This is a genomic window from Mycolicibacterium arenosum (assembly GCF_024320865.1).
Lineage (GTDB): Bacteria > Actinomycetota > Actinomycetes > Mycobacteriales > Mycobacteriaceae > Mycobacterium > Mycobacterium arenosum.
Genome location: NZ_JANDBD010000001.1, coordinates 310,631 through 333,005, shown reverse-complemented (window position 1 = coordinate 333,005; position 22,375 = coordinate 310,631). Strand labels below are relative to the sequence as shown.

Genomic DNA, 22,375 nt, shown 5'->3' with positions numbered 1-22,375 from the left:
ACACGAGTCGAATAGCGAACACGAGGAGTGTCCATGGAGGGCTTCGCCGGAAAAGTCGCGGTCGTGACGGGCGCCGGATCGGGAATCGGGCAGGCGCTGGCGGTCGAGCTCGCGCGCAGCGGTGCCAGTGTCGCCATCAGCGACGTCAACACCGAGGGGCTGGCGGAGACCGAGCAGCGGTTGAAGGCGATCGGCGCCAAGTACAAGTCCGACCGTCTCGACGTCACCGAGCGCGAGGCGTTCGAGCTGTACGCCGGCGAGGTCAAGGCGCACTTCGGCAAGGTCAACCAGATCTACAACAACGCGGGTATCGCCTTCACGGGTGACATCGAGGTCAGCAGCTACAAGGACATCGAGCGCATCATGGACGTCGACTTCTGGGGCGTCGTGAACGGCACCAAGTCGTTCCTCCCCCTCCTCATCGAGTCCGGCGACGGCCACGTCGTCAACGTCTCCAGCGTCTTCGGCCTCTTCTCGGTGCCCGGCCAGGCGGCCTACAACGCGGCGAAGTTCGCGGTCCGCGGCTTCACCGAGGCGCTGCGCCAGGAGATGGCACTCGCCAAGCACCCGGTGAAGGTGACCACCGTGCACCCCGGCGGCATCAAGACCGGCATCGCGCGCAACATGACCGCCGCCGAGGGCATCGACACCACCGAACTCGCAGAGACCTTCGACAAGAAGCTCGCCAGCACGACCCCGGAGAAGGCCGCTCAGGTCATCATGGACGGCGTTCGCAAGAACAAGGCCCGTGTGCTGATCGGCAACGACGCCAAGGCGCTCGACGCCATCGTGCGCCTGACGGGACCGGGCTACCAGAAGCTGTTCTCGGGCGTGTTCAAGAGGCTCCTGCCCGGCACGCACTAACGGCCGAGCGGGTGCGACGCCAGCCATTCCGCGGCGACCGCACCCGAGTCCGCGCCCTCGCCGACCTTGCGCAGCATGTCGGCCAGCGACCCGGTGTCGAGCTCACCGGCGATCTGGTTGAGCGCCAACACCTGTCGCTCCGACAGCTCGTTGCGACGGTAGAGCGGCACCACGTTCTCGGCGCGGATCAGCGACGTCTTGTCGGCCAGCACGACGACGCCGTCGGGCACGTCGGACGCGGCGGAGGACGTCCACGCGACGTCGATCCGTCCGGACCGCAGCGCGGCGAAAAGCGAAGTGGGGTCCGGATACTCACGCGGCTCGGCCAGCGTGCAGGCCCCGACCTCGGCGGGCGGCACCTCCCCCTCAACCGCGCCGACCCGCTGACCCGCACAGTGTTTCACCAGCGCCGACACGTCACGGCCGTCCCACCTGGTCGCCGTGGCCTCCGCGACGGCGGGTGCGGGTTCGTCGGATGCGGACATCGCGTAGTCCCCCGCCGCGATGCCCTCGGGTAGCGACGAGATCATGCTGCGATACACCTGCTCGTCGCCGAGGGCGACCGCCTCGGGATCGAAGCGGGTGAGCAGTCGTCCCGTGAGGCCGGGAACCACCTGCACGTCTCCGGAGTCGAGGTCGGTGACGGGGTCGTCGCCGCGTTCGACGTGAGCGGGGCTGCCGTAGTAGCGGATCGCCGCCGCGTACAACTGGGCCAGCAGCTCGGACTCGGCGTCCGGCCCCGCACCCACCGCCACCGACGGCGGCGCGTCGGTGCCACCGCATCCGACGATCAGCAGCGCCCACCCGCATGACAGGAGCGTGGCCGCCAACCGGCGCACCGGCATCAGTCCTCTGATGCCGCCGCCACCGCGGCCGCCACCGCCGGGCCGACCCGCGGGTCGAGCGCGCTCGGCACGATGTGGTCGACCGCGAGGTCGTCGCCGACCACCGAGAAGATCGCCTCGGCCGCAGCCACCTTCATGCGCTCGGTGATACGGCGGGCACCGGCGTCGAGCGCGCCCCGGAACACACCGGGGAACGCCAGCACGTTGTTGATCTGGTTCGGGAAGTCGCTGCGGCCGGTCGCGACGACGGCCGCGTGCCTGCGCGCCACGTCGGGGTGGATCTCCGGGTCCGGGTTGGACATCGCGAACACGATGCCGCCGGGTGCCATCGTCGCGATGAGCTCCTCCGGCACCAGGCCGGCGGACAAGCCCATGAAGACGTCCGCGCCGTCCAGTGCCTGTGCGAGCCCACCGGTGAGCCCGCGGGGATTCGTCCGGCCGGCGAGCTCGACCTTGAACGGATTCATGTCGTCACGACCGCTGTGCACGATGCCCTTGCTGTCCAGCACGATCACGTCCCTGACACCCGCGGCCAGCAGGATGTTGGCGCACGCCACCCCCGCGGCCCCGGCGCCGGCGATGACCAGCTTCAGCGTGTGCATATCGCGTTCGAGCACCTTGGTGGCGCCCAATAGCGCCGCGAGCACCACGATGGCGGTGCCGTGCTGGTCGTCGTGCATGACCGGGCAGTCGAGCGCCTCGATCAGGCGGCGTTCCACCTCGAAGCAGCGCGGAGCGGAGATGTCCTCGAGGTTCACCGCGCCGAACGTCGGGCGCAGCCGGATGACGGTTTCGACGATCTCGTCGGGATCCTTGGTGTCGAGCACGATCGGGATGGAGTCGAGTCCGCCGAACGTCTTGAACAGCGCGCTCTTGCCCTCCATCACGGGCAGCGACGCCGCGGGCCCGATGTCGCCGAGTCCGAGCACGGCGGTGCCGTCGCTGATCACCGCAACCAGCCGGTTGGCCCACGTGTACTTCGCCGCCAGCGTGTGGTCGGTCGCGATCGCTCGGCTGACCTGCGCCACACCCGGCGTGTAGGCGATGGACAACGCGCGCTGCGTATCCAACGGGGACTTGAGTTCGACGGACAGCTTTCCACCCTCGTGAGCGGCAAAGATCTCGGCGTCGTCGATGATGACCTGGGGTGTGCGCACGGCTTCGGACACTCTCGTCACGTTACTTCACCGACTCCCGGCGCTGAGCGCCATGGGTATCGGCGCCGCGATGCGCTCTCGGTAGTCGGCCGCACCCGGGTCCGGCGCGTACGATGCAACCGCCCGGTTTCCGCAGTCCATGCCACGATCGGAGGTCAGCGCATGCCCTCGTTCCGCGGCCTGCAGCCATCCCTGCTCCGACCGCCGGCGAAGCCCCGATCCGTCGACCCGGACGCCCACTCGATTCACGTGCCCGTCGCGCGCGCGATGGTCGACTGCGCCGTCTACTCCGAGGGCGTGCGACTGCCCGGCAAATACACCCACGGCGCCGCCCTGGAGAAGGTGCACCAGCTGGAGCAGACCGGCGTCCCGGCCTACGTGTGGATCGGGTTGCACGAACCCGATGAACACCAGATGCAGGCGGTCGCGGACGTCTTCGGCCTGCACGAACTGGCGGTCGAGGACGCGGTGCACGCCCACCAGCGGCCCAAGCTGGAGCGCTACGACGACACGCTGTTCCTGGTGCTCAAGACCATCAACTACGTCGAGCACGAATCGGTGGCGATGGCCCGCGAGATCGTCGAGACCGGCGAGATCATGATCTTCGTCGGCAGGGACTTCGTGGTGACTGTGCGGCACGGCGACCACGGCGGGCTCGCCAAGGTGCGCAAGCACATGGACACCAGCCCGGCGACGTGCTCGCTGGGACCGTACGCCGTCATGCACGCCATCGCCGACCACGTCGTGGACTCGTACCTCGACGTCACCGATCTGGTCGAGAACGACATCGACTCGATGGAGGAGAACGTCTTCTCCCCCACTAGCACCACCGACATCGAGCACATCTACCTGCTCAAGCGGGAAGTCGTCGAAATGCGACGCGCCGTCGCGCCGCTCACGTTCGCCCTGCAGCGCATCGGCACCGACCACAACGACCTGATCTCCAAGGAGGTCCGGCGGTACATGCGCGACGTGCTCGACCACAACACACAGGCGTCCGAGCGCGTCGCCGGTTACGACGAGGTGCTCAGCTCGCTGGTGCAGGCCGCCGTCGGCAAGGTGTCGATGCAGCAGAACACCGACATGCGCAAGATCTCGGCGTGGGTCGCGATCGCCGCCGTGCCGACCGCGCTCGCCGGCATCTACGGCATGAACTTCGACCACATGCCCGAGCTTCACCAGGTCTGGGGTTATCCCGCGGTGCTGCTGATCATGGCGACGGTGTGCACGGTGCTGTACATGACGTTCCGCCGCAACCACTGGCTGTAGCCCGGCCGTCGATCATCGTTGGCGCAGCGTCAGCGCCACGTCTGTGCCGTCCGGAAGTCCTCCCGGCTGCGTGCTGGCCAGAATGGAGATGCTGGGTAGGCGCGATGCGACTGCAGCGCGGTCACCGTGGAGGCGTTCAGCGCAGCGATGCGACGGCTGGGGGCAGTGGTCGTGGTCATGGCAAGTCTCGTTCCGTCGTGAAACGAGGTCTCGCTCGACCCGCGTCGTCGTCGCGGGCGCCTTCGCCGGATCCGCATACGGCGGAACGTGTTGATGACGGAGGACTGGGTGAGGTACTCCCCTCTCCCGCCACAACGGCGAGAGTTGGCGCCTCTGCCGAGGATTCACCACTGTTCCGGGTGCGGATCCAGCTCGCGGTGACCGCGACGGCGAGCAGCGCGATGACGACGCCGAGCGAGATGCCGGTCGGGATCTTGTAGACCTCGAGCAGCAGCATCTTGATGCCGACCCACACCAGGACCAGGGCCAGCCCCAGCTTGAGGTACACGAAGCGGTGCATCAGGTCGGCCAACAGGAAGTACATGGCGCGCAGGCCCAGGATCGCGAAGGCGTTGGACGTGAACACCAGGAACGGCTGCTGGGTGACGGCGAAGATGGCGGGGATGGAGTCGACGGCGAAGATGATGTCGGTGACCTCGACGAGCACGAGCACCGCCAGCAGGGGTGTGGCGACCCACCGCCCGGCCTGCCGGACCAGGAACTTCTGACCGTGGTATCCGTCGGTGACGGGAATGATCCGACGGAACAGCCGCAGCACCAGACTGCGCTCGGGGTTGATGGTCTCGTTGCGGTGCAACGCCATTCGGACTCCGGTCGCCACGAGGAATGCGCCGAAGACGTACAGGATCCAGGCGAAGCTGGCGATGAGTACGGAGCCTGCCGCGATGAACACGGCCCGGAAGACCAACGCTCCGAGCACCCCGTAGAAGAGCACCCGGTGCTGATACTCGCGCGGGACGGCGAAGTAGCTGAAGATGATCGCGAAGACGAACACGTTGTCGACGGCCAGCGACTTCTCGATCACGTAGCCGGCGTAGTACTGGGCCGCGAATTCGCCACCCCACACCCACCAGACGACCCCGCCGAAGGCCAGGCCAAGGGCGACCCAGATGCCGGACCAGGCGGCGGCCTCGCGCATGCTCACCACGTGTGCCTCGCGATGGGCGAAGAGGTCGATGGCGAGCATCGCCAGGATGACACCCAGCACGGCAGCCCATGCCCAGAGTGGAACGGTCACGATGATTTCCTCCGGTTCGATAACACCGGAGGTCTCCCCGACCGATGCCCGCATCGAGCGCGGGCGTCGGCGCTTGGACCGGGCCGCCGCAGGGGGCGGCCGTACTGACGATCTCAAGCGAGGTGGGTACTCCCCTCGGGGACGAGGATACGTGACCCGGCGCGCTCGTCAAGTTCGGTCAGGACGGGCTCGCGGCGCGGCGGTGCGGGTCGAGGATGTCGACGCCGTCGGTGCGCCACGCCTCGCGCATCGCGTCGGCGCCCTTGAGCCGCACCCACGCTGCTTCGGTCGGGGTGATCGGAACCGCGGCGAACACAGTCACCGGATCCAGAGCGGCCCGCTCCAGATCCGGGATGTCGCTGGGCCCCAACAGCACCGCGGTGAACGGAGCTCGCTCCCACAGCGGCGCCTCGAGGTCGATGAGCGCGTCGGGCACCAGCACCAGACCCTCGACCGCAGGGGCCGCGGCCACGATGGCGATCGACTGCGACAGCCCGGTCGGCGTCGGCCCGCGCAGCGACACCAGCACCTCGGCTCGCGGACCCCGATCCGGGTCGGCGAGGAAGTCGGTGGGCTCGGCCATCGGATGACGTGAACAGCCCAGCGACACATGGTGATACACGTCGTCCTGCGGTCCGAAGCGGAGGATGTCGATCGGCTCGACCCCGAGGAACGTCACGCTCGCGGCGGCCGGTTCCGCCCCGGCGAAGTACTCGACGAGATGCGCCCGCACCGAGGCGAGAACGTCGCTCACGCAGGGCTATTCAGCAGGCGGGATGGACAGGTTCGCCCCGGAGTCGGCGTCGAACAGCGTCAGTTTCGTGGTGTCGATCGCCAGCTCGATCTGCTGACCGATGGCGGCCCTCGACTCCGCGGAAACCCGTGCCACGAACTCGTTCTCATTGCCGCCCGAGTCGGCGGCGAGCTCGGCCAGCTGCGCGGCGCGCGCACCGGCGCCCTCGGAGTGGAAGTGCACGTACTTGTCCGAGCCGAGCGACTCGACCATGTCGACGGTGACGCTGAACGTCAGCGCACGGATGCGGGCGTACGTGTCGATCAGCGAGGCGTCCTCGATGTGCTCGGGCCGGACGCCGGCGATCAGATTGGCCGGTGTCGGATGCTTGCTCAGCGCGTCCTGCAGCTCCGGGGACAGCAGGACCTCGTCACCGAACGGCAGCTTGATTCCGCCGTCGGTCAACTGGGCCGGGAAGAAGTTCATGGAGGGCGAGCCGATGAAACCGGCCACGAACAGGTTGGCCGGCCGGTGGTACAGCTCGTCGGGCGTGCCGATCTGCTGCGCGACGCCGCCCAGCATCACCACGACGCGGTCGCCGAGCGTCATCGCCTCGGTCTGGTCGTGCGTGACGTACACGGTGGTGGTACCCAGCCGGTTCTGCAAACGTGCGATCTCCGAACGCATTTGGACGCGCAGCTTGGCATCGAGATTCGACAGCGGCTCGTCCATCAGGAACGCCTTGGGGCTGCGGACGATCGCGCGCCCCATCGCGACGCGCTGGCGCTGACCACCGGACAGCTGCGCGGGCTTGCGATCCAGCAGCTCGGTGAGATCCAGAATGCGGGCGGTCTCCTCGACCTTCGCGGCGACGTCGGCCTTCGACGCCTTGGCCAGCGTCAGCGGGAACGCGATGTTCTGGCGCACCGTCATGTGCGGGTACAGCGCGTAGGACTGGAACACCATCGCGATATCGCGGTCCTTGGGCGCCTTCTCGTTCACCCGGTCGCCGCCGATGCGCAGCTCGCCCTCGGTGATGTCCTCGAGACCGGCGATCATGTTGAGCGTCGTGGACTTTCCGCACCCCGACGGACCCACCAGGATGATGAACTCGCCGTCGGCGATCGTGATCGACAGGTCCTTCACCGCCGTTGCGCCGCTCGCGTAGCTCTTCGACACCTTGTCCAGCACGATTTCGGCCATAACCGCCTACCCCTTCACCGCGCCGGACGTCAGACCGGCCACGATCCGTCTTTGGAAGATGAGTACGAAGATGATGATCGGCACCGTGATCACCATTGCGCCCGCCGCAATGGAACCCGTCGGCTCCTCGAATTGCGAACTGCCCGTGAAGTTCGCGATCGCCACGGGCGCCGTGATCGCGCGTTCGGTGGCCGTCAGCGACAGCGCCAGCAGCAGGTCGTTCCAGGCGAAGATGAACACCAGGATTGCGGCGGTGACGATGCCCGGCGCCGCAAGCGGGGCGATCACCTTGCGGAAGGCCTGCCCCGGCGACGCGCCGTCCATCTTGGCGGCCTTCTCCAGATCCCATGGGATCTCCTTGAAGAACGCCGACATCGTGTAGATCGCCAGCGGCAGCGCGAACGTGATGTAGGGGATGATCAGGCCCAGCCAGGTGTCGAACAGCCCGATGCTGCGCTCGATGTTGAAGATCGGCGTCACCAGCGAGATCTGCGGGAACATTGCGATCAGCAGGGCGACGCCGACGAGCAACTTCTTACCCGGAAAGCTCAGGCGTGCAATGGCATACGCCGCCATGCCGCCGATCACGACCGCGATCACGGTGGTGATGAGCCCGATGCCGATCGAGTTGACCAGCGCCGAGGTGAAGATGTTGCCCTGGAAGATCGCCTTGTAGTTGTCGAACGTCACCGCGGACGGAATCAGCTTGCCGTCCTTGACCGTTGAGGTCGGCTTCAACGACAGCGACAGGATCCACAGCACCGGGAACAGCGCGTAGATCACCACCAGGATGTTGATGACGATCCAGCCTGTGGCGCGGCCGGCGCCCACCCGCTCGTTCACCTAGCGTCCCTCCTCGTCGGCACCGGGCGCCGACGCGCCGAAGAGCTTGATGAAGATGAACGCGATCACGGCGACGCAGAGGAAGATCAACACGCTGATCGCCGAGCCCAACCCGAGGTTGAACGCCTTGAACAGGTTGTCGTAACCGAGGATCGAGACCGAGCCGGTGTCGTTGGCGCCGCCGGTCAACACGTAGATGTTGTCGAAGATCCGGAACGCGTCGAGCGTGCGGAACAGCAGCGCCACCAGGATCGCGGGCTTGATCATCGGGATGATGACCCTCGTCAGCCGCTGCCACGCGCCCGCCCCGTCGACCTGGGAGGCGTTGAGTAGATCCTGTGGCACCAGAGCCAGACCAGCCAGCAGCAGGAGCGCCATGAACGGCGTCGTCTTCCACACCTCGGCGAGCACGACGACCGCGAGCGACGGGATCTGTTCGGTCAGCACCGCGGTGCCCTCGGGCAGCAGGTTCGCCAGGTAACCGGTGCCCGGCGTCCACGCGTAGTACCAGCTGTACGACGCCGCAACGGTGACGATGCCGTACGGCACCAGGATCGCGGTGCGCACCGTGCCCCTGCCGAAGATCGTCCGATGCATGACGAGCGCCAGCGCCATGCCGAGCACGAACTCGATCGCGACCGACACCACCGTGATCACCAGGGTGACGACGAACGCCGTCCACCAGTACCGGTCGGTCAGAATGGTGACGTAATTGTCGATGCCGACGAACTTCGTGTCGTCCGGTGCCGCGAGGTTGTAGCGCTGCAGCGACAACCACACCGCGTAGATGATCGGGTAGGCGGTGACCGCCAGCATCAGCAGAACGGCCGGACTGACGAGCCAGAAGGCGAGCCGGCGTTCGGACTTCTTGTCGTCGGACGACGAGCGCTCGCGCGAGGAGCCGACAGGCACAGCGTCGACTTCGATCGTCACGGAATGAGCCCCTTCCCGTCGATCGCCTTCTGCACCTGCTCGGCCAGTTCGTCAGCCGTCCGCTCCGGGTCGATGTCGGTGATCGGCGCGAGCGTCGCGGAGATGCGCGTCGACACCGACTGGTACACCGGCGTCGCCGGCCGCACCGCGGCGTTGGTGAGTTGCTCGCGGATGATCGCGTACTGCGGGTACTTCCGCTGGAACGCCGGATCGTCGTAGAGCGACGTCCGCACCGCGGGCAGGCCGCCCTCGATGGAGGTGTAGCGCTGGTTCTCGACGTCGCGCATGCACCTGATGGCCTCGAACGCCTCCGCCTTGTGCTGAGTGTTCTTGCCGACGGCGAGGTTCAAGCCGCCGATGGTGACCCTGGCCTGCTCCCCCGGCAACACACCCGGATAGTTCGCGAAACCGAACACCTTCTTGCTGGCGTCGTAGGCGGTCGTGAACTGCTCGTCGGTCGGCGAGAACGTGCCCACGTCGTTGATGGCGCCCTGCAGGGACGGGTCGTCGTTGAGCGGCAGGAACGACACGCCGCCCTTCACCGCGTTCTCGAGCATCGACGGCAGCACGAACGGCCAGTTGACCTCGAGTGCGGCGTTACCCTGCTCCAGCGCGAGGCGTGCGGTGCCCTCGTCGGTCTGCGTGATCGAGGGGTCGGCGCCGGGCGCGGTGGCCACGGCCTTGATGATCTCGAGCGCCTTGACGGTGGCCGCCCTGTGCTCGGGGGTGTCGGTCAGCGTGACGCTCTTGCCGTCGTCCGAGAGGACTTGTCCGCCCGCACTTTCCAGCAACGTGTTGAACCACACCACCAGACCCTCGTACTGCTTGGCCTGCAGCGCGATCCAGCTCGGTTCGCCCGCGGCGTGCAGCCGGGTCGCCTCGGCCACCATGGCATCCCAGGTCGCGGGCGGCTCTTTCATGAGATCGGCTCGGTACCAGAGCAATTGAGTGTTGGTCGTGATCGGAGCCGCGTACAGCGTGTCGTTCCACGTGGCGGTCTCGAGCGGACCGGGCAGCGTGTCGTCCTTCGCGTCGGCTTCGGCCCGACCCGCCGGATCGTCGCTGAGCGGCAAAGCCCAACCGGCTTCGGCGAACTCGGCGGTCCACACCACGTCGAGCGCCATCACGTCGAGCGTGCGGTCATTGCCGGTGAGACGTCGGGCCAGCTGCAACCGCTGGTCGTCGGCGCCCTTGGGCAAGCTGATCTGCTTGATGGTGAAACGTCCGTCGAGCTGTTCGTTGCAGCGCTTCGCCACGGCGGTGAACGTCGCCATTTCACTGGCCGGTGTGTAGTAGTTGATGACGATCCCGCCACCTTCGGAACTACACGACACCAAGGACGCCGTGGTGAGCGCAGCCAACGCCGCAGCCCACAGCTGTCGAGCGCGCACTGCCCGCCTCCCGTCTAGTTCACCCTGCGCGCAAACCGTAGAGTGCGCGGCGCGTGATCCGCAACACTTTGGCAGGCGAGCCGCGAGATCGGGCCCCGATCGTGACCTCCGCGCGAGTCGCCAGCGAACCCGCGAACAGCGCGCGGCGGGCTCAGATCTTCAAGCGCGCCAGCAGATCCCGTCCCGTCTCCGCGCTCTGCGGATCGCAGAGGACGTCGTAGCGTCCGGCAACGAGTTGCATGGTCGAACTGAAATCTCTTGTGCCGCGCGCCATCGCGTACTGAATGGCCGACGTGATCAAGCCGAACAGGATGCCCGCGAGCAAACCGGCGATGAGCGGGCCGAGGATGCTGGCCTCCGGATTGGAGTTGAGGAAGCCCAGCACCAGGCCGATGAACAGACCCAGCCACGCACCCGTCGCCGCACCGCCGCCCAGTACCTTCGGCCACGTCAACCGTCCGGTGACGCGCTCCACCTGCATGAGATCCACGCCGACGATCGTCACCTGCTCAACGGGGAACTCCTGGTCGGACAGGTGATCGACCGCGCGCTGGGCCTCGGCGTACGTCGGGTAGGACCCGATCGGCCAGCCCTTCGGAGGTGTGGGCAACCCCAGCGGCGCCCCTCGGCGCGGGCTCTGTCCTGGTTGTAACGGGTTCGTCATGGTCCTGTCCTCGGTCGTATCGGCGTCCGGCTCGCGCACGAGCGCGTTCGGCACACTGCATTGTCCAACGCGCGAGCCACAGCGATGGTGCCGAGCACCGAACACCCACCGCCACCTCCGGTAGGTTGGCCCCATGACGTACCCGCCCGGCGCACCGGGGGAGGACCCGCGGCAGCAACCGTTCACCCCTCCCGATGCGGATTCCGGTGCCGTCGAGTACCCCCCGATCGAGTACAACCCGACTCCCCCGCCCGGCTACTCGCTGCCCCCGGCGGCTCCCCATCCCGGCTACCTGCCACCGCAGAATTACGGCCCGCCACCGGGCTACCCGCCACCGCCGAATTACGGCCCGCCTCCCGGTTACGGCGTGCCCCCCGGCCAGTCCACCACCAACGGATTGGCGATCGGATCCCTGGCCTGCGGCCTGGCCTCGCTGCCCGGGTACATCTTCTGTCTCGGGTTCCCGCTGGGAGTCATCGCCATCGTGCTCGGGATCGTCGCGCTCAACCAGATCGACCCGGCATCCGGCCAGAAGGGCAAGGAGATGGCGATCGCCGGCATCGTCGTCGGCGGCCTCGGACTGCTCGGTCTCGGCGCGCTCGTCGTATTCGGATTACTGCCGACCCTATGACCGCGTCCGGCGATACGGCTCGCACCGAGCACGATTCGGCGCACGCGCCGGATCGATCTCCGATCAACAGGCTCGCCGTCTGTTCGCTGGCGAGTTCCGCGGTGACGCTGTTCGGCCTCGGGTCGGTCATCGGGATCGCCTTGGGCGTCGTCGCACTGAACCAGATCGCCGTCCACCACCAACGCGGTCGCGGCCTCGCGATCGGGGGGATCGCCCTCGGCGCCCTCACCCTGATCATCAGCATGTTCGTCGTGGTGAAGGTGTTCGTCGAGGGGTAGTCCGGCGAAAACGGTTGTCAAGCAGGCGGTTCGAACGGTCCACCGGTTCGGGCCATTCCGGCGGCACGACCCTTGCCCGCGATCACCAGCGCCATCTTGCGGCTGGCCTCGTCGATCATCTCGTCGCCGAGCATCACCGCTCCGCGGGCGCCGCCTGCCTTCGAGGTGTGCCACTCGTAGGCCTCGAGAATCAGCTCCGCGTGGTCGTAGTCGGCCTGCCGCGGGCTGAAGATCTCGTTGCCCGCGGCGATCTGATCGGGGTGCAGCACCCACTTGCCGTCGTAACCGAGCGCAGCGGAGCGCCCCGCGACCGTCCGGAACCCCTCGACGTCGCGCACCTTCACGTACGGCCCGTCGATCGCCGCGACACCGTGGGTGCGAGCCGCGATCAGAATCCGCATCAGCACGTGGTGATGCGCGTCGCCGATGTCGTATCCCTCCGGCTGGCCGCCGACCTCCAGCGTGCGCATGTTGAGGCTCGCCGCCATGTCGCCCGGCCCCAGCACCAGCGCGGCCACCCTGGGTGCGGCGGCGATCGCGTCGACGTTCGTCAGCCCACGCGCCGTTTCGATCTGCGGCTCGATCGCGATGCGCCCGACCGGCAGTCCGTGGGTCTGCTCGAGTTGGGACAGCAAGAGGTCCAACGCCTGCACGTGCGACGCGTCCTCGACCTTCGGCAGCACGATCAGGTCCAGGTGCGCGCCCGCGGCTGCGACGACCTCGATGACGTCGGCGTGCGTCCACGGCGTCGTCCAGTCGTTGACGCGCACCCCGCGCAGCCCGCCGGCCCACCCGGAAGCACCGAGCGCACCGGCAACCCGCGTCCTCGCCTCCGCCTTCGCATCGGGCGCGACGGCGTCCTCGAGATCGAGGAAGACCTCGTCGGCGGGCAGGCTCTTCGCCTTCTCGATCATCTTGTCGCTGCTGCCGGGAACCGACAAGCACGTTCGACGGGGGCGATAGCGGTTGTCCACGGGCTAACTCTCTACCCTTTTACCCATGGTGGCGGTCAACAGGGTCTACGCGGCGCGACTCGCCGGGATGTTGGTCCTCGGCCCCGACGGCGAGTCGATCGGCCGGGTGCGCGACCTGGTGATCAACATCAGCTACGGCCGCCAACAGCCCAGAGTGCTCGGACTCGTCGTCGAACTGCTCACGCGCAGAAGGATTTTCGTTCCGATCCTGCGTGTCACCGCCATCGAGCCGAGCGCGGTGACGCTCAGCACGGGCAACGTCTCGCTGCGCCGGTTCGCGCAACGACCGGGCGAGGTCCTGGTGTTCGGTCAGGTACTCGATTCCAGGGTGCGCGTGGACGATCCCGAGCTCGCGGATCTCGCGGGCATCGACCTGGTGGTGGTCGACCTCTCCCTCGAGCAGGTTCGCACCCGCGACTGGATGGTCACCCGCGTCGCCGTCCGCAGCCACCGCAGGCTGGGACGGCGCACCACCATGCAGGTCGTCGGCTGGCAGCACGTCATCGGTCTGACCCCGGCCGCGCTGTCGCTGCCCGGTCAGGGGGTCGCCTACCTGCTCGAGCAGTTCGAGGGACAGCGTCCGATCGTCGTCGCCGACGCGATCCGCGAACTGCCGGCCAAACGCCGCTACGAGGTGGTCAACGCGCTCGACGACGAACGGCTCGCCGACGTGTTGCAGGAGCTGCCGGAGAGCGACCAGGCCGAGCTGATCGGACAGATGGCCACTGATCGCGCCGCCGACGTTCTCGAGGCCATGGATCCCGACGACGCGGCCGACCTCCTCGGTGAGCTCGACGCCGCCAGGGCCGAAGTGCTGTTGGCCCGCATGGACCCCGAGGACTCCGAGGCCGTCAGCCGACTGCTGCAGCACTCCCCCGACACCGCGGGCGGCCTCATGACGTCCGACCCCGTGGTGCTGGGCCCCGGCACCACCGTGGCCGAAGCGCTCGCCCGCGTGCGCGACCCCGACCTCACCCCGGCCCTGGCGTCGCTCGCGTTCGTGGTGCGCTCCCCGACGTCGACCCCGACGGGCCGCTACATCGGCTGCGTGCATCTGCAGCGGCTGCTCCGCGAGCCGCCCGCCTCGCTCGTCAGCGGCATGATCGACGCCGATCTGCCGAGCCTGGAACCGGATTCGAGCCTCGCGGCCGTCACCCGCTACTTCGCCGCCTACAACCTGGTGTGCGCCCCGGTGGTGGACGACGAGCACCACCTGCTGGGAGCGGTCAGCGTCGACGACGTGCTCGACCACCTGCTGCCGCACGATTGGCGCGTCACCAATGAGGAACCCGACCTTCCGACAGCGGAACTCGACACTCACCAGGGTGGCCAGTCGTGAGCGACGGTTCAGCGCGCCAACGCCTCGACACCCCGCGCACGTCGCGACGCCGCTTCACGCCGCGCTTCGACGTCGAGGCCGTAGGTCGCGTCAGTGAACAGCTGGCCCGGTTCCTCGGCACCGGCCGCTACCTCGCCATCCAGACGATCTTCGTCATCATCTGGATCCTGCTGAACCTGTTCGCCGTCGGATACGAATGGGATCCGTACCCGTTCATCCTGCTCAACCTGGCGTTCTCCACCCAGGCGGCGTACGCGGCCCCGCTCATCCTGCTCGCGCAGAATCGCCAGGAGAACCGCGACCGCGTCTCGCTCGAGGAGGACCGGCGCCGGGCCCAGCAGACCAAGGCGGACACCGAATATCTCGCCAGGGAACTCGCCGCGCTGCGCATCGCCGTCGGCGAGGTCGCCACGCGCGACTACCTCCGTCGCGAACTAGAGGATTTGCGGGAACTGCTGACCGACCTCCAGGCGACCAAGCCGAAGAAACGAGGTAAGGGCATTGTGACAACGGATGAGTGACACGACGGTATGGTGACCTGGTTCACAGGTTTGCCGGGATCAGTCGTCCGGTCATCGCAGAGCTAGGACGGGTTCAGTGCAGGAGATGGGAACCGGCCGGGTCACCGCTGCTTTCGCAGCGGTGAAGCGCACCGCTGCGAGCCGGGTCGCGGGCACCCCGTGGTTCGGCGTCGCCGTGATCGCCCCGCTGGTGCTCCTGCTCGCCGTGGGCGCGTCGGCGCCGTCGCAGATGAACGCGATGGTCGACAACGGCATCCAGCCGCTCGCGTCCGTCGCGCGCACGGACACCAGGAACTCCGGCGCCGAGATCGTCCGGGCCAAGCGCCCCCTGCCGTACCTGCGCATCGCCGCGGCGGCCGCCCCGATCTCACCGCCTCCGGCCGCCATCGTGAATTCGCCTGGCAACATGCGCATTCCGGCGCTGGCGCTCAACGCCTACCAGAACGCCGAACGCATGATGGCCGCCGCCTACCCCGGCTGCGGCGTCAGCTGGAACCTGCTGGCGGGTATCGGCCGCATCGAGTCGCTGCACGCGTTCGGCGGCGCCACCGACGCCCGCGGCACGCCGATCACCCCCATCTACGGCCCCGCCCTCGACGGCACGCTGCCCGGCAACGAGATCATCGTGCAGAGCGTGCAGGCCGGCCGCACCACCTACGCCCGCGCGATGGGCCCCATGCAGTTCCTGCCGGGAACGTGGGCCCGGTACGCCTCGGACGGCGACAACGACGGCAAGGCCGACGTACAGAACCTGTACGACGCGTCCCTCGCCGCGGCGCGCTACCTCTGCAGTGGCGGCCTGAACCTGCGCGACCCGTCTCAGGTGATGACGGCGATCCTGCGCTACAACAACTCCACGGCGTACGCGAGCAACGTGCTCGGGTGGGCAGGCGCGTACGCGACGGGCGTCGAACCCGTCGACCTGCCCGCGATCTCGGGCTCGCACCCGATCGGCGACGAGCATCTCGAAGTCGCCTCGCAGGGACTCGGGCCGGGTCTGCCGCTCAACGCCGCCGGACTTCCCGCCGACGATCCGATGGCACTGAATCCGCTGCTCGGCCCCGGCCGACCCGATCTCGCCGGCCAGCTGAACCCGCAGTTGGGGCAGGGTTCCGGACGCGTGCCCGGCCCCGCCGAGCCGATGCAGGACTGCCGGGTGTTCTGCCTGCAGGCGCCGCCGCCCACGCCGGCACCCAACGCCAATCCGTTCAACCTGCCCTGGCTGAACAACCCGCCGCCGGCACCGCCGCTGCCAGCCGCGCCGCCGCCTCCCGCACCCGCCCCACTGGTGGCGCCGCTGCTGCCCGAGCAGCCCCCGCCGCCACCGGGCGACCCCGCCGCGGCGCTGCCGCCGGCCGCAGCCGTGGTCCCGCCGGCCGGTCCGGTTCCGCCCGCCTGACAGGGGCGCACGGTCCTCGCGCGGCGTCGGCATAGACTCGCGGACGATGTCCAGTACACCCACCGATCTGCACGCAGCGGTTCGCGCCGCGCTGACCAAGGTCGTAGACCCCGAGCTCCGCAAGCCGATCACCGAAGTCGGGATGGTGAAGAGCGTCGACATCGGGGCCGACGACCACAAGGGCTCAGTGCACGTCGAGATCTACCTGACCACCTCGGCCTGTCCGAAGAAGTCCGAGATCATCGAGCGGGTGAAGCAGGCCGTCGTCGACGTGCCCGGCACCGGGACCGTGACCGTCGGACTCGACGTCATGAACGACGAGCAGCGCGCCGAGTTGCGCAAGCTGCTCCGCGGCGACTCCCGTGAACCGGTCATCCCGTTCGCGCAGCCGGGCTCGCTGACCCGCGTGTACGCCGTCGCGTCCGGCAAGGGCGGCGTCGGGAAGTCCAGCGTCACCGTGAACCTCGCGGCGGCGATGGCCGCGCGCGGGCTGTCGGTCGGCGTGCTCGACGCCGACATCTACGGCCACTCGGTGCCCCGCATGATGGGCACCGCCGAACGGCCGACGCAGGTCGACTCGATGATCCTGCCGCCCATCGCGCACGACGTGAAGGTCATCTCGATCGCGATGTTCACGCAGGGCAACGTCCCCGTGGTGTGGCGCGGGCCGATGCTGCACCGCGCACTGCAGCAGTTCCTCGCCGATGTGTACTGGGGCGACCTCGACGTGCTTCTGCTCGATCTGCCGCCGGGTACCGGCGATATCGCGATCTCGGTGTCGCAGCTCATCCCCGGCGCGGAGATCCTCGTCGTGACGACGCCGCAGCTGGCGGCCGCCGAGGTCGCGGAGCGGGCCGGTGCGATCGCGCTGCAGACCCGTCAGCGCATCGTCGGTGTCGTCGAGAACATGTCCGGTCTGACCCTGCCCGACGGATCGACGCTGAACTTGTTCGGCGAGGGCGGCGGCAAGGTCGTCGCCGACAGCCTGTCGAAGTCCGTCGGCGCTGACGTGCCGCTGCTGGGTCAGGTGCCGATCGATCCCGCGCTCGTCGATGCGGGTGACACCGGCGTGCCGCTGGTGCTGAGCGCTCCGGAATCCGCAGCGGGTAAAGCCCTCAACGAAATCGCGGCTTCGCTGGCGTCGCGTAAGCGCGGGCTGGTGGGGATGGCGCTGAACCTGGACACGGTCGCGCGCCAGGGCTAGGTCGCGTCGTCGTCGAAGGGCGTCGACTTGGCGGGGTCCACCGCCGGCTTCTGAAGCGGTACCTGCGGGGTCGGGCCGTTGGACGACTGCGGCTTTACGGCGCTGTCGCCGGGAGCCTTGTCGAAGTTGCCGGTGAGGAACGAGTCGTCACCGTCGAGAAGGTGCTTGGTGAGCGCGGCGCGCGGTGTCATCCCACGCAGCTTCTGCAGCTCCGAGAGCGGCTCGCGCAGGTCGTCGAACTCCGGACCGAGATCCTGACGCAGCTGACTGGTGGCACCGGACAGGTACTCGCGCGCCTGACGCACGGCGCCCGCCGTCCAGCGGATCGCGCCCGGAAGCCGTTCGGGACCGAGGATGACGAGGCCGGCGATCACCAGCACGAGCATCTCGCCCCAGCCGACGTTGGCGAACATGTCAGGCGGCGTCGTCCGAGTCGGGCGTCACGGTCAGCACGACGTTGCGGCCTTCCCGAACCACCTCGATGGGCGCGGACTCGCCGATCTTGAGCTGACGCACCGCGACGACGAACTCGTTGGAGTCCGACACCTTGCGGTCGCCGATCCGGACGACGACGTCGCCCGGCTGCAGGCCGGCGCGCTCGGCCGGGCTTCCCCCGACGACGTCGGAGATCCCCGCGCCCGACAGTTTGGAGTTGCTGACGGTCTCCGCGGTCACCCCGAGCGTCGGGTGCGACACCCTGCCGTTCTTGATCAGCGCCTCGGCGACGGACTTGACCTCGTTCACCGGCACCGCGAAACCGAGTCCACTTGCACTGTCCGACAACGACTTTCCGGCGGTGTTGATGCCGATCACTTCGGAGTTCATGTTGATCAGCGGGCCACCGGAGTTGCCGTGGTTGATCGCCGCGTCGGTCTGCACCGCGTCGATCACGGTGGGCGGGCCGTCACCCTCGCCGGGCAGCGCCACCGGCCGGTGCAGTGCACTGACGATGCCGCGCGTGACGGTGCTGCGCAACCCCAGCGGGGCGCCCGCCGCGACGACCTCCTCACCGACGACGAGGTCGTCGGAGTTGCCGAGCGTGGCGACGGACAGGTTCTTGGTGTCGTCGACCTTGAGCACCGCGAGATCCGTCTTGGGGTCGCGTCCGACCAGCGTCGCGGGCACCTTCTTGCCGTCGTTGAACACGACCGTCAGGTCGTAGTCCGCCGGCTTGGCCGCGGCGTCGGCGATGACGTGGTTGTTGGTGACGATGTGGCCCTGGTCGTCGATGATGACGCCCGACCCCTGCGAGCCCGCCTCCCTGCTCTTGGCCTCGATCGTCACCACCGAGTTCTCGACGTTGGAGGCGACGGTGGCGAACCGGTCGGTGGGCTGTTCGCCGGTTCCGTTGGTGGGCGTGGTCGCGTTGGCCGTCGTGAAGGCCGCCATGACCTGGGCGGACAGGTGACCCACCGCCGCCCCGCCGAGCCCGGTGACCAGGGCGATGCCCAGCACGACGGCCAGCGCCACCCAGGACACGCGGCCGCCGAACAGGACGTCGCGCACCGCGAGCTTGTGCACGGGGGCCGACGTCTCCGCGGTCCGCTCCGCGCCGAGGGCGGGAGCGCCGAGCGCCGCGGCTGCGGCGGGATCGCGCCACGGGTCGGCGACCTCGTCGGGCTCGCCGGTGTGCTTCTCGGCGTCGATGGCGCCCGCATCGGCGGGGTGGCGCTGCAGGGCCTCCGGCGCGCTGGCGGGACGGCCGAACGCCTCGGCCAGTACCGGATCCGATGAGCGTGTCGACGGGGTGAACTCGGTGTCCTGACGGGCGCGATCGGCGCCGACGAACGAACCGGTGAAACCGGCGGGGCGGCCGAACGCGCGGAGCGCCGCGGGGTCGACCGGCGGGCGCGTCACCGGACGGGGCGCCAACCGCGGCTTCGTGGGGTCCTGGTCAGTCATGGCTGCCTCAATAGTAGTGACGACGGGGCGTCAGGACGGGCTGTCCGGGTCGGGCGTGATGGTCAGCACCAGAGTGCGGCCGTCGCGGATCACTTCGATCGGCGCGGGTTGGCCGATCTTGAGTTGACGCACCGCGACCACCATCTCGTCACCGTCGGCGACGCTGCGTCCGCCGACCCTGACCACGACGTCGTTCTCCAGGACTCCGGCGCGCTCGGCGGGACTGCCCACCATGACGTTGGCCACCTGCGCGCCGGACGCCGTGTCGTCACTGACCGACCGCGCGGTCAGCCCCAGCGTCGGGTGCGAGATCTTGCCGTCCCGGATCAGCGTCTGGGCGACGACCTTCATCTCGTTCACCGGAATCGCGAAGCCCAGACCGCTTGCGCTGTCCGACAACGACTTACCGGCCGAGTTGATGCCCACCACTTCGGAATTCATGTTGATCAGCGGACCGCCGGAGTTGCCGTGGTTGATCGGCGCGTCGGTCTGCACGCCGTCGAGCACGGTGTCGGTATCCGACCCGTCACCCGAGAGCGGGACCGGGCGGTGCAGCGCACTGATGATGCCGTGGGTGACGGTGCTGCGCAGGCCGAGGGGGGCGCCCGCGGCCACCACCTCCTCGCCGACCTTCAAGGTGTCGGAGTCGCCGAGTTTCGCGACGGACAGGTCCTCGACGTCGTCGACCCTCAGCACCGCCAGATCGGTCTTGCGATCGCGCCCGACCAACGTCGCGGGCACCCGCTTGCCGTCGTTGAACACCACCGTCAGCTTGTACTTGTCGGGCTGGTTCGCGGCGTCGGAGATCACGTGGTTGTTGGTGACGATGTGGCCTTCGCCGTCGATGACGACGCCCGACCCCTGGGATTTCTGCTGGTCGTTGGCGGCCTCGATGGTCACCACCGAGTCGGCCACCTGGGACGCCACCGCGGCGAATCGGCTGGTGGGGTCGTCGTCGCCGCCCGGACTCTCGACGACGCCCTTGGAACTGGTGAGCGTCGGGTCGACGTGGGTGAAGAAGCGGCCCGTCATGCCGCCGACCAGACCGATCACGAACGCGAACAACACCACGAGTCCGAGCGCCGACCACGACACCCGGCGGCCGGTGACGAGATCGCGCAACCGAACCTTGCCGACGGCGGGCGCCACGCGGACCCGAACGGGCTTGGGGCGGGCGGGGATTCCGGTCGTGGGCGCCGTTGCGGGGTCGCGCCAGGCGTCGGCGGGATCACTGTCGGGTTCGGGGTGCGCGTCGGCCTGCCCCGGTGCGCCAGGGGGGCGCTGCAGCGTCTCACCCGGAGCGTGCCGCCCGAACGCCTCCACGACGTCCGGTGCGGGCGTCCGGTCGGCCGGCGTGAACTCGCCGTAGTCGGGTTCCTGATCGAAGGATCCGGTGGCGCTGTCGGGTCGGCCGAACGCGCGGGCCGCGTCGGCGTCGACCGCGGGTCGCGACACGGGGCGGGGGCCGAGGCGGGGTACGGAGTTGTTGTCGGTCATGCGGTGGGCTTTCCGGCATCCGGAGTGATGGTGAGGGTCACCGGCTTGCCGTCGCGCAGCACCTCGACGGGCGCGGGCTTGCCGATGTCGAGCAGTCGTGCGGCGACGGCGAACCCGTCGATGTCGGCGACGGTCCGGTCACCGACCTTGACGATGACGTCGCCCTTGCGGATGCCGGCCTTGTCCGCCGCGCCGCCGCCGGTCACGCCGGTCACGATCGCGCCGTCGACGGGCGCGGTCTGCACGTCCTTGTTCTCGTCGCCGGGCGGTGGATCGTCACCGGACATGGCGGTGAGTCCGAGCATCGGGTGGGTGATCCTGCCCTCGCGGATCAGCGTGTCGGCCACGGACTTGACCTCGTTGATCGGAATGGCGAAGCCGAGACCACTTGCGCTGTCGGACAACGACTTTCCAGCGGTGTTGATACCGATGACCTCGGAGTTCATGTCGATCAGGGGGCCGCCGGAGTTGCCGTGGTTGATCGACGCGTCGGTCTGGATGGCGTCGATGACGGTGTCGGTGTCGGAGCCGTCGCCCGACAGCGGCACGGGACGGTGCAGCGCGCTGATGATGCCGGTGGTGACGGTGCTGCGCAGCCCCAGCGGGGCACCCGCGGCGATGACCTGTTCGCCCACCTGAAGCCGGTCGGAGTCGCCGAGTCGCGCCACCGTCAGGTTGTCGACGTTATCGACCTTCAGCACCGCGAGGTCGGTCTTCGGGTCACGGCCGACGAGCTTCGTCGGCACCACCTTGCCGTCGTTGAAGACCACCGTCAGCTGAAACTGATCCGGGCTCTTGGCGGCCTCGGAGATGACGTGGTTGTTGGTGACGATGTAGCCGCGGCCGTCGATGACGACACCCGAGCCCTGGGAGCCGCCCTTGTCGCTCATGGCCTCGATGGTGACGACCGAATCCGCGACCGCGGCGGCGACCGCCGCGAAGCCCGTCTTCGGGCCATCCGACGTATCGAGGTGGCTGATGTGTGTCTTCGGCGTGGTGAACGCCGCCATGACCTCGGCGGTCATCCTGCCGACCAGCCCGCCGAGCAGGCCGACGCCGATCACGACGACGGCAAGCAGGACGATGGCCAGCCACGACAGCTTGCGGGTGAAGAGCACCTCGCGCAGGCCCAGCTTGGGTGTGGGCGGTGCGGGCGGCGGCGCCGCCTCCTCCTCGTAATCGGCCGGTTCGTCGTACTCCACGACCGGCTCGGGAGGCGCGACGTCGCGGAAGTCGTCGCGGTCGTCGCGGTCGGCCTGGCCGAAGGCCGCGGCGAGCACCGGGCCCGGCGGCAGGTCGGTCGGCGTGAACGCGCCCTGATCGCGCTGGGCATCGCCAGCGGGGTGAAACGCGCTGTCGACGCCCGCGGGCCTGCCGAAGGCCTGTGTCGTGGCCGAATCCACGGGTGGACGCGACACGGGGCGGGCCGCGATGCGCGGCGCGGTGTCGTTGCGGTCCAGCTCAGTCACC

The 22,375-nt window shown here is 68.6% G+C and carries 22 protein-coding genes; 8 read left to right on the top strand and 14 right to left on the bottom strand.

The genetic code is table 11. The annotated features are described in order from the left end of the window. Positions 1–33 precede the first annotated feature (33 nt). Positions 34–864 carry an SDR family NAD(P)-dependent oxidoreductase gene (locus tag NM203_RS01720; RefSeq protein ID WP_255057864.1) on the top strand — a complete coding sequence of 277 codons (831 nt, stop codon included), beginning with the start codon at positions 34–36 and terminating at the stop codon, positions 862–864. Here NM203_RS01720 and NM203_RS01715 read toward each other — a convergent pair. Together NM203_RS01715 and NM203_RS01710 are read right to left on the bottom strand one after the other, a co-directional pair. Further along, the gene (locus NM203_RS01715; protein ID WP_255057862.1) at positions 861–1,709 is read right to left on the bottom strand and encodes a glycine betaine ABC transporter substrate-binding protein; all 849 of its coding nucleotides are present in this window, start codon (positions 1,707–1,709) and stop codon (positions 861–863) included. The genes NM203_RS01720 and NM203_RS01715 overlap by 4 nt on opposite strands. Beyond that, the gene (locus NM203_RS01710) at positions 1,709–2,878 is read right to left on the bottom strand and encodes an NAD(P)-dependent malic enzyme (RefSeq protein WP_255057861.1); all 1,170 of its coding nucleotides are present in this window, start codon (positions 2,876–2,878) and stop codon (positions 1,709–1,711) included. Before NM203_RS01710 ends, NM203_RS01715 begins: the two co-directional genes overlap by 1 nt. Positions 2,879–3,028: 150 nt before the next feature. Between NM203_RS01710 and corA the strand changes: the two genes are divergently transcribed. Further along, on the top strand, positions 3,029–4,135 hold the full coding sequence (corA, locus tag NM203_RS01705) for a magnesium/cobalt transporter CorA (protein WP_255057860.1): 1,107 nt from the start codon (positions 3,029–3,031) through the stop codon (positions 4,133–4,135). 175 nt (positions 4,136–4,310) lie between these two features. Here the strand turns inward: corA and NM203_RS01700 are convergent, their stop codons facing one another. From NM203_RS01700 to NM203_RS01670, 7 genes are all read right to left on the bottom strand, one after another. Continuing rightward, positions 4,311–5,393 (bottom strand): TerC family protein, encoded by a 1,083-nt coding sequence (locus NM203_RS01700; RefSeq protein WP_255057859.1) that lies wholly within the window; start codon positions 5,391–5,393, stop codon positions 4,311–4,313. 178 nt (positions 5,394–5,571) lie between these two features. Next, on the bottom strand, positions 5,572–6,147 hold the full coding sequence (locus NM203_RS01695) for a suppressor of fused domain protein (protein ID WP_255057858.1): 576 nt from the start codon (positions 6,145–6,147) through the stop codon (positions 5,572–5,574). A gap of 6 nt (positions 6,148–6,153) precedes the next feature. Next, positions 6,154–7,329: an ABC transporter ATP-binding protein gene (locus tag NM203_RS01690; RefSeq protein WP_255057857.1), complete on the bottom strand. Its 1,176-nt coding sequence runs from the start codon at positions 7,327–7,329 to the stop codon at positions 6,154–6,156. Positions 7,330–7,335: 6 nt separating this feature from the next. Beyond that, on the bottom strand, positions 7,336–8,160 hold the full coding sequence (locus NM203_RS01685) for a carbohydrate ABC transporter permease (protein ID WP_255058275.1): 825 nt from the start codon (positions 8,158–8,160) through the stop codon (positions 7,336–7,338). Positions 8,161–8,172: 12 nt separating this feature from the next. Continuing rightward, positions 8,173–9,099, bottom strand: coding sequence for a carbohydrate ABC transporter permease (locus NM203_RS01680; RefSeq protein ID WP_308212802.1), 927 nt, complete (start codon positions 9,097–9,099; stop codon positions 8,173–8,175). A gap of 2 nt (positions 9,100–9,101) precedes the next feature. Next, complete coding sequence (locus NM203_RS01675; protein ID WP_255057856.1) at positions 9,102–10,496, bottom strand: ABC transporter substrate-binding protein; 1,395 nt, start codon at positions 10,494–10,496, stop codon at positions 9,102–9,104. A gap of 151 nt (positions 10,497–10,647) precedes the next feature. Then, entirely contained in the window at positions 10,648–11,160 is a 513-nt protein-coding gene (locus NM203_RS01670; protein ID WP_255057855.1) for a YflT domain-containing protein, read from the bottom strand. A gap of 133 nt (positions 11,161–11,293) precedes the next feature. On the opposite strand from NM203_RS01670, the gene NM203_RS01665 reads away from it, so the two are divergent. Together NM203_RS01665 and NM203_RS01660 are read left to right on the top strand one after the other, a co-directional pair. Beyond that, the gene (locus tag NM203_RS01665) at positions 11,294–11,791 is read left to right on the top strand and encodes a DUF4190 domain-containing protein (protein ID WP_255057854.1); all 498 of its coding nucleotides are present in this window, start codon (positions 11,294–11,296) and stop codon (positions 11,789–11,791) included. Next, positions 11,788–12,069: a DUF4190 domain-containing protein gene (locus NM203_RS01660; RefSeq protein ID WP_255057852.1), complete on the top strand. Its 282-nt coding sequence runs from the start codon at positions 11,788–11,790 to the stop codon at positions 12,067–12,069. The genes NM203_RS01665 and NM203_RS01660 overlap by 4 nt, the downstream gene beginning before the upstream one ends. A gap of 17 nt (positions 12,070–12,086) precedes the next feature. On the opposite strand, the gene NM203_RS01655 is transcribed toward NM203_RS01660, so the two are convergent. After that, the gene (locus NM203_RS01655; protein WP_255057851.1) at positions 12,087–13,043 is read right to left on the bottom strand and encodes an HpcH/HpaI aldolase/citrate lyase family protein; all 957 of its coding nucleotides are present in this window, start codon (positions 13,041–13,043) and stop codon (positions 12,087–12,089) included. Positions 13,044–13,068: 25 nt separating this feature from the next. Between NM203_RS01655 and NM203_RS01650 the strand changes: the two genes are divergently transcribed. The 4 genes from NM203_RS01650 (at position 13,069) to NM203_RS01635 (ending at position 17,506) form a co-directional block, all read left to right on the top strand. After that, positions 13,069–14,382 carry a magnesium transporter MgtE N-terminal domain-containing protein gene (locus NM203_RS01650; protein ID WP_255057850.1) on the top strand — a complete coding sequence of 438 codons (1,314 nt, stop codon included), beginning with the start codon at positions 13,069–13,071 and terminating at the stop codon, positions 14,380–14,382. Beyond that, positions 14,379–14,903: a DUF1003 domain-containing protein gene (locus tag NM203_RS01645; RefSeq protein ID WP_255057849.1), complete on the top strand. Its 525-nt coding sequence runs from the start codon at positions 14,379–14,381 to the stop codon at positions 14,901–14,903. Before NM203_RS01650 ends, NM203_RS01645 begins: the two co-directional genes overlap by 4 nt. A gap of 85 nt (positions 14,904–14,988) precedes the next feature. Continuing rightward, entirely contained in the window at positions 14,989–16,302 is a 1,314-nt protein-coding gene (locus NM203_RS01640) for a lytic transglycosylase domain-containing protein (protein WP_255058273.1), read from the top strand. Between the two features lie 46 nt (positions 16,303–16,348). Next, positions 16,349–17,506 (top strand): Mrp/NBP35 family ATP-binding protein, encoded by a 1,158-nt coding sequence (locus NM203_RS01635; RefSeq protein ID WP_255057848.1) that lies wholly within the window; start codon positions 16,349–16,351, stop codon positions 17,504–17,506. Here NM203_RS01635 and tatB read toward each other — a convergent pair. From tatB to NM203_RS01615, 4 genes are read right to left on the bottom strand one after another with little or no spacing between them, the layout of a single operon-like run. Then, entirely contained in the window at positions 17,503–17,919 is a 417-nt protein-coding gene (tatB, locus tag NM203_RS01630; RefSeq protein ID WP_255057847.1) for a Sec-independent protein translocase protein TatB, read from the bottom strand. The two genes, NM203_RS01635 and tatB, sit on opposite strands and share 4 nt — an antisense overlap. A gap of 1 nt (position 17,920) precedes the next feature. After that, the gene (locus tag NM203_RS01625) at positions 17,921–19,408 is read right to left on the bottom strand and encodes a S1C family serine protease (RefSeq protein WP_255057846.1); all 1,488 of its coding nucleotides are present in this window, start codon (positions 19,406–19,408) and stop codon (positions 17,921–17,923) included. 30 nt (positions 19,409–19,438) lie between these two features. Then, on the bottom strand, positions 19,439–20,905 hold the full coding sequence (locus NM203_RS01620) for a S1C family serine protease (protein ID WP_255057845.1): 1,467 nt from the start codon (positions 20,903–20,905) through the stop codon (positions 19,439–19,441). Beyond that, on the bottom strand, positions 20,902–22,374 hold the full coding sequence (locus tag NM203_RS01615) for a S1C family serine protease (RefSeq protein ID WP_255057843.1): 1,473 nt from the start codon (positions 22,372–22,374) through the stop codon (positions 20,902–20,904). The genes NM203_RS01620 and NM203_RS01615 overlap by 4 nt, the downstream gene beginning before the upstream one ends. Position 22,375 lies beyond the last annotated feature (1 nt).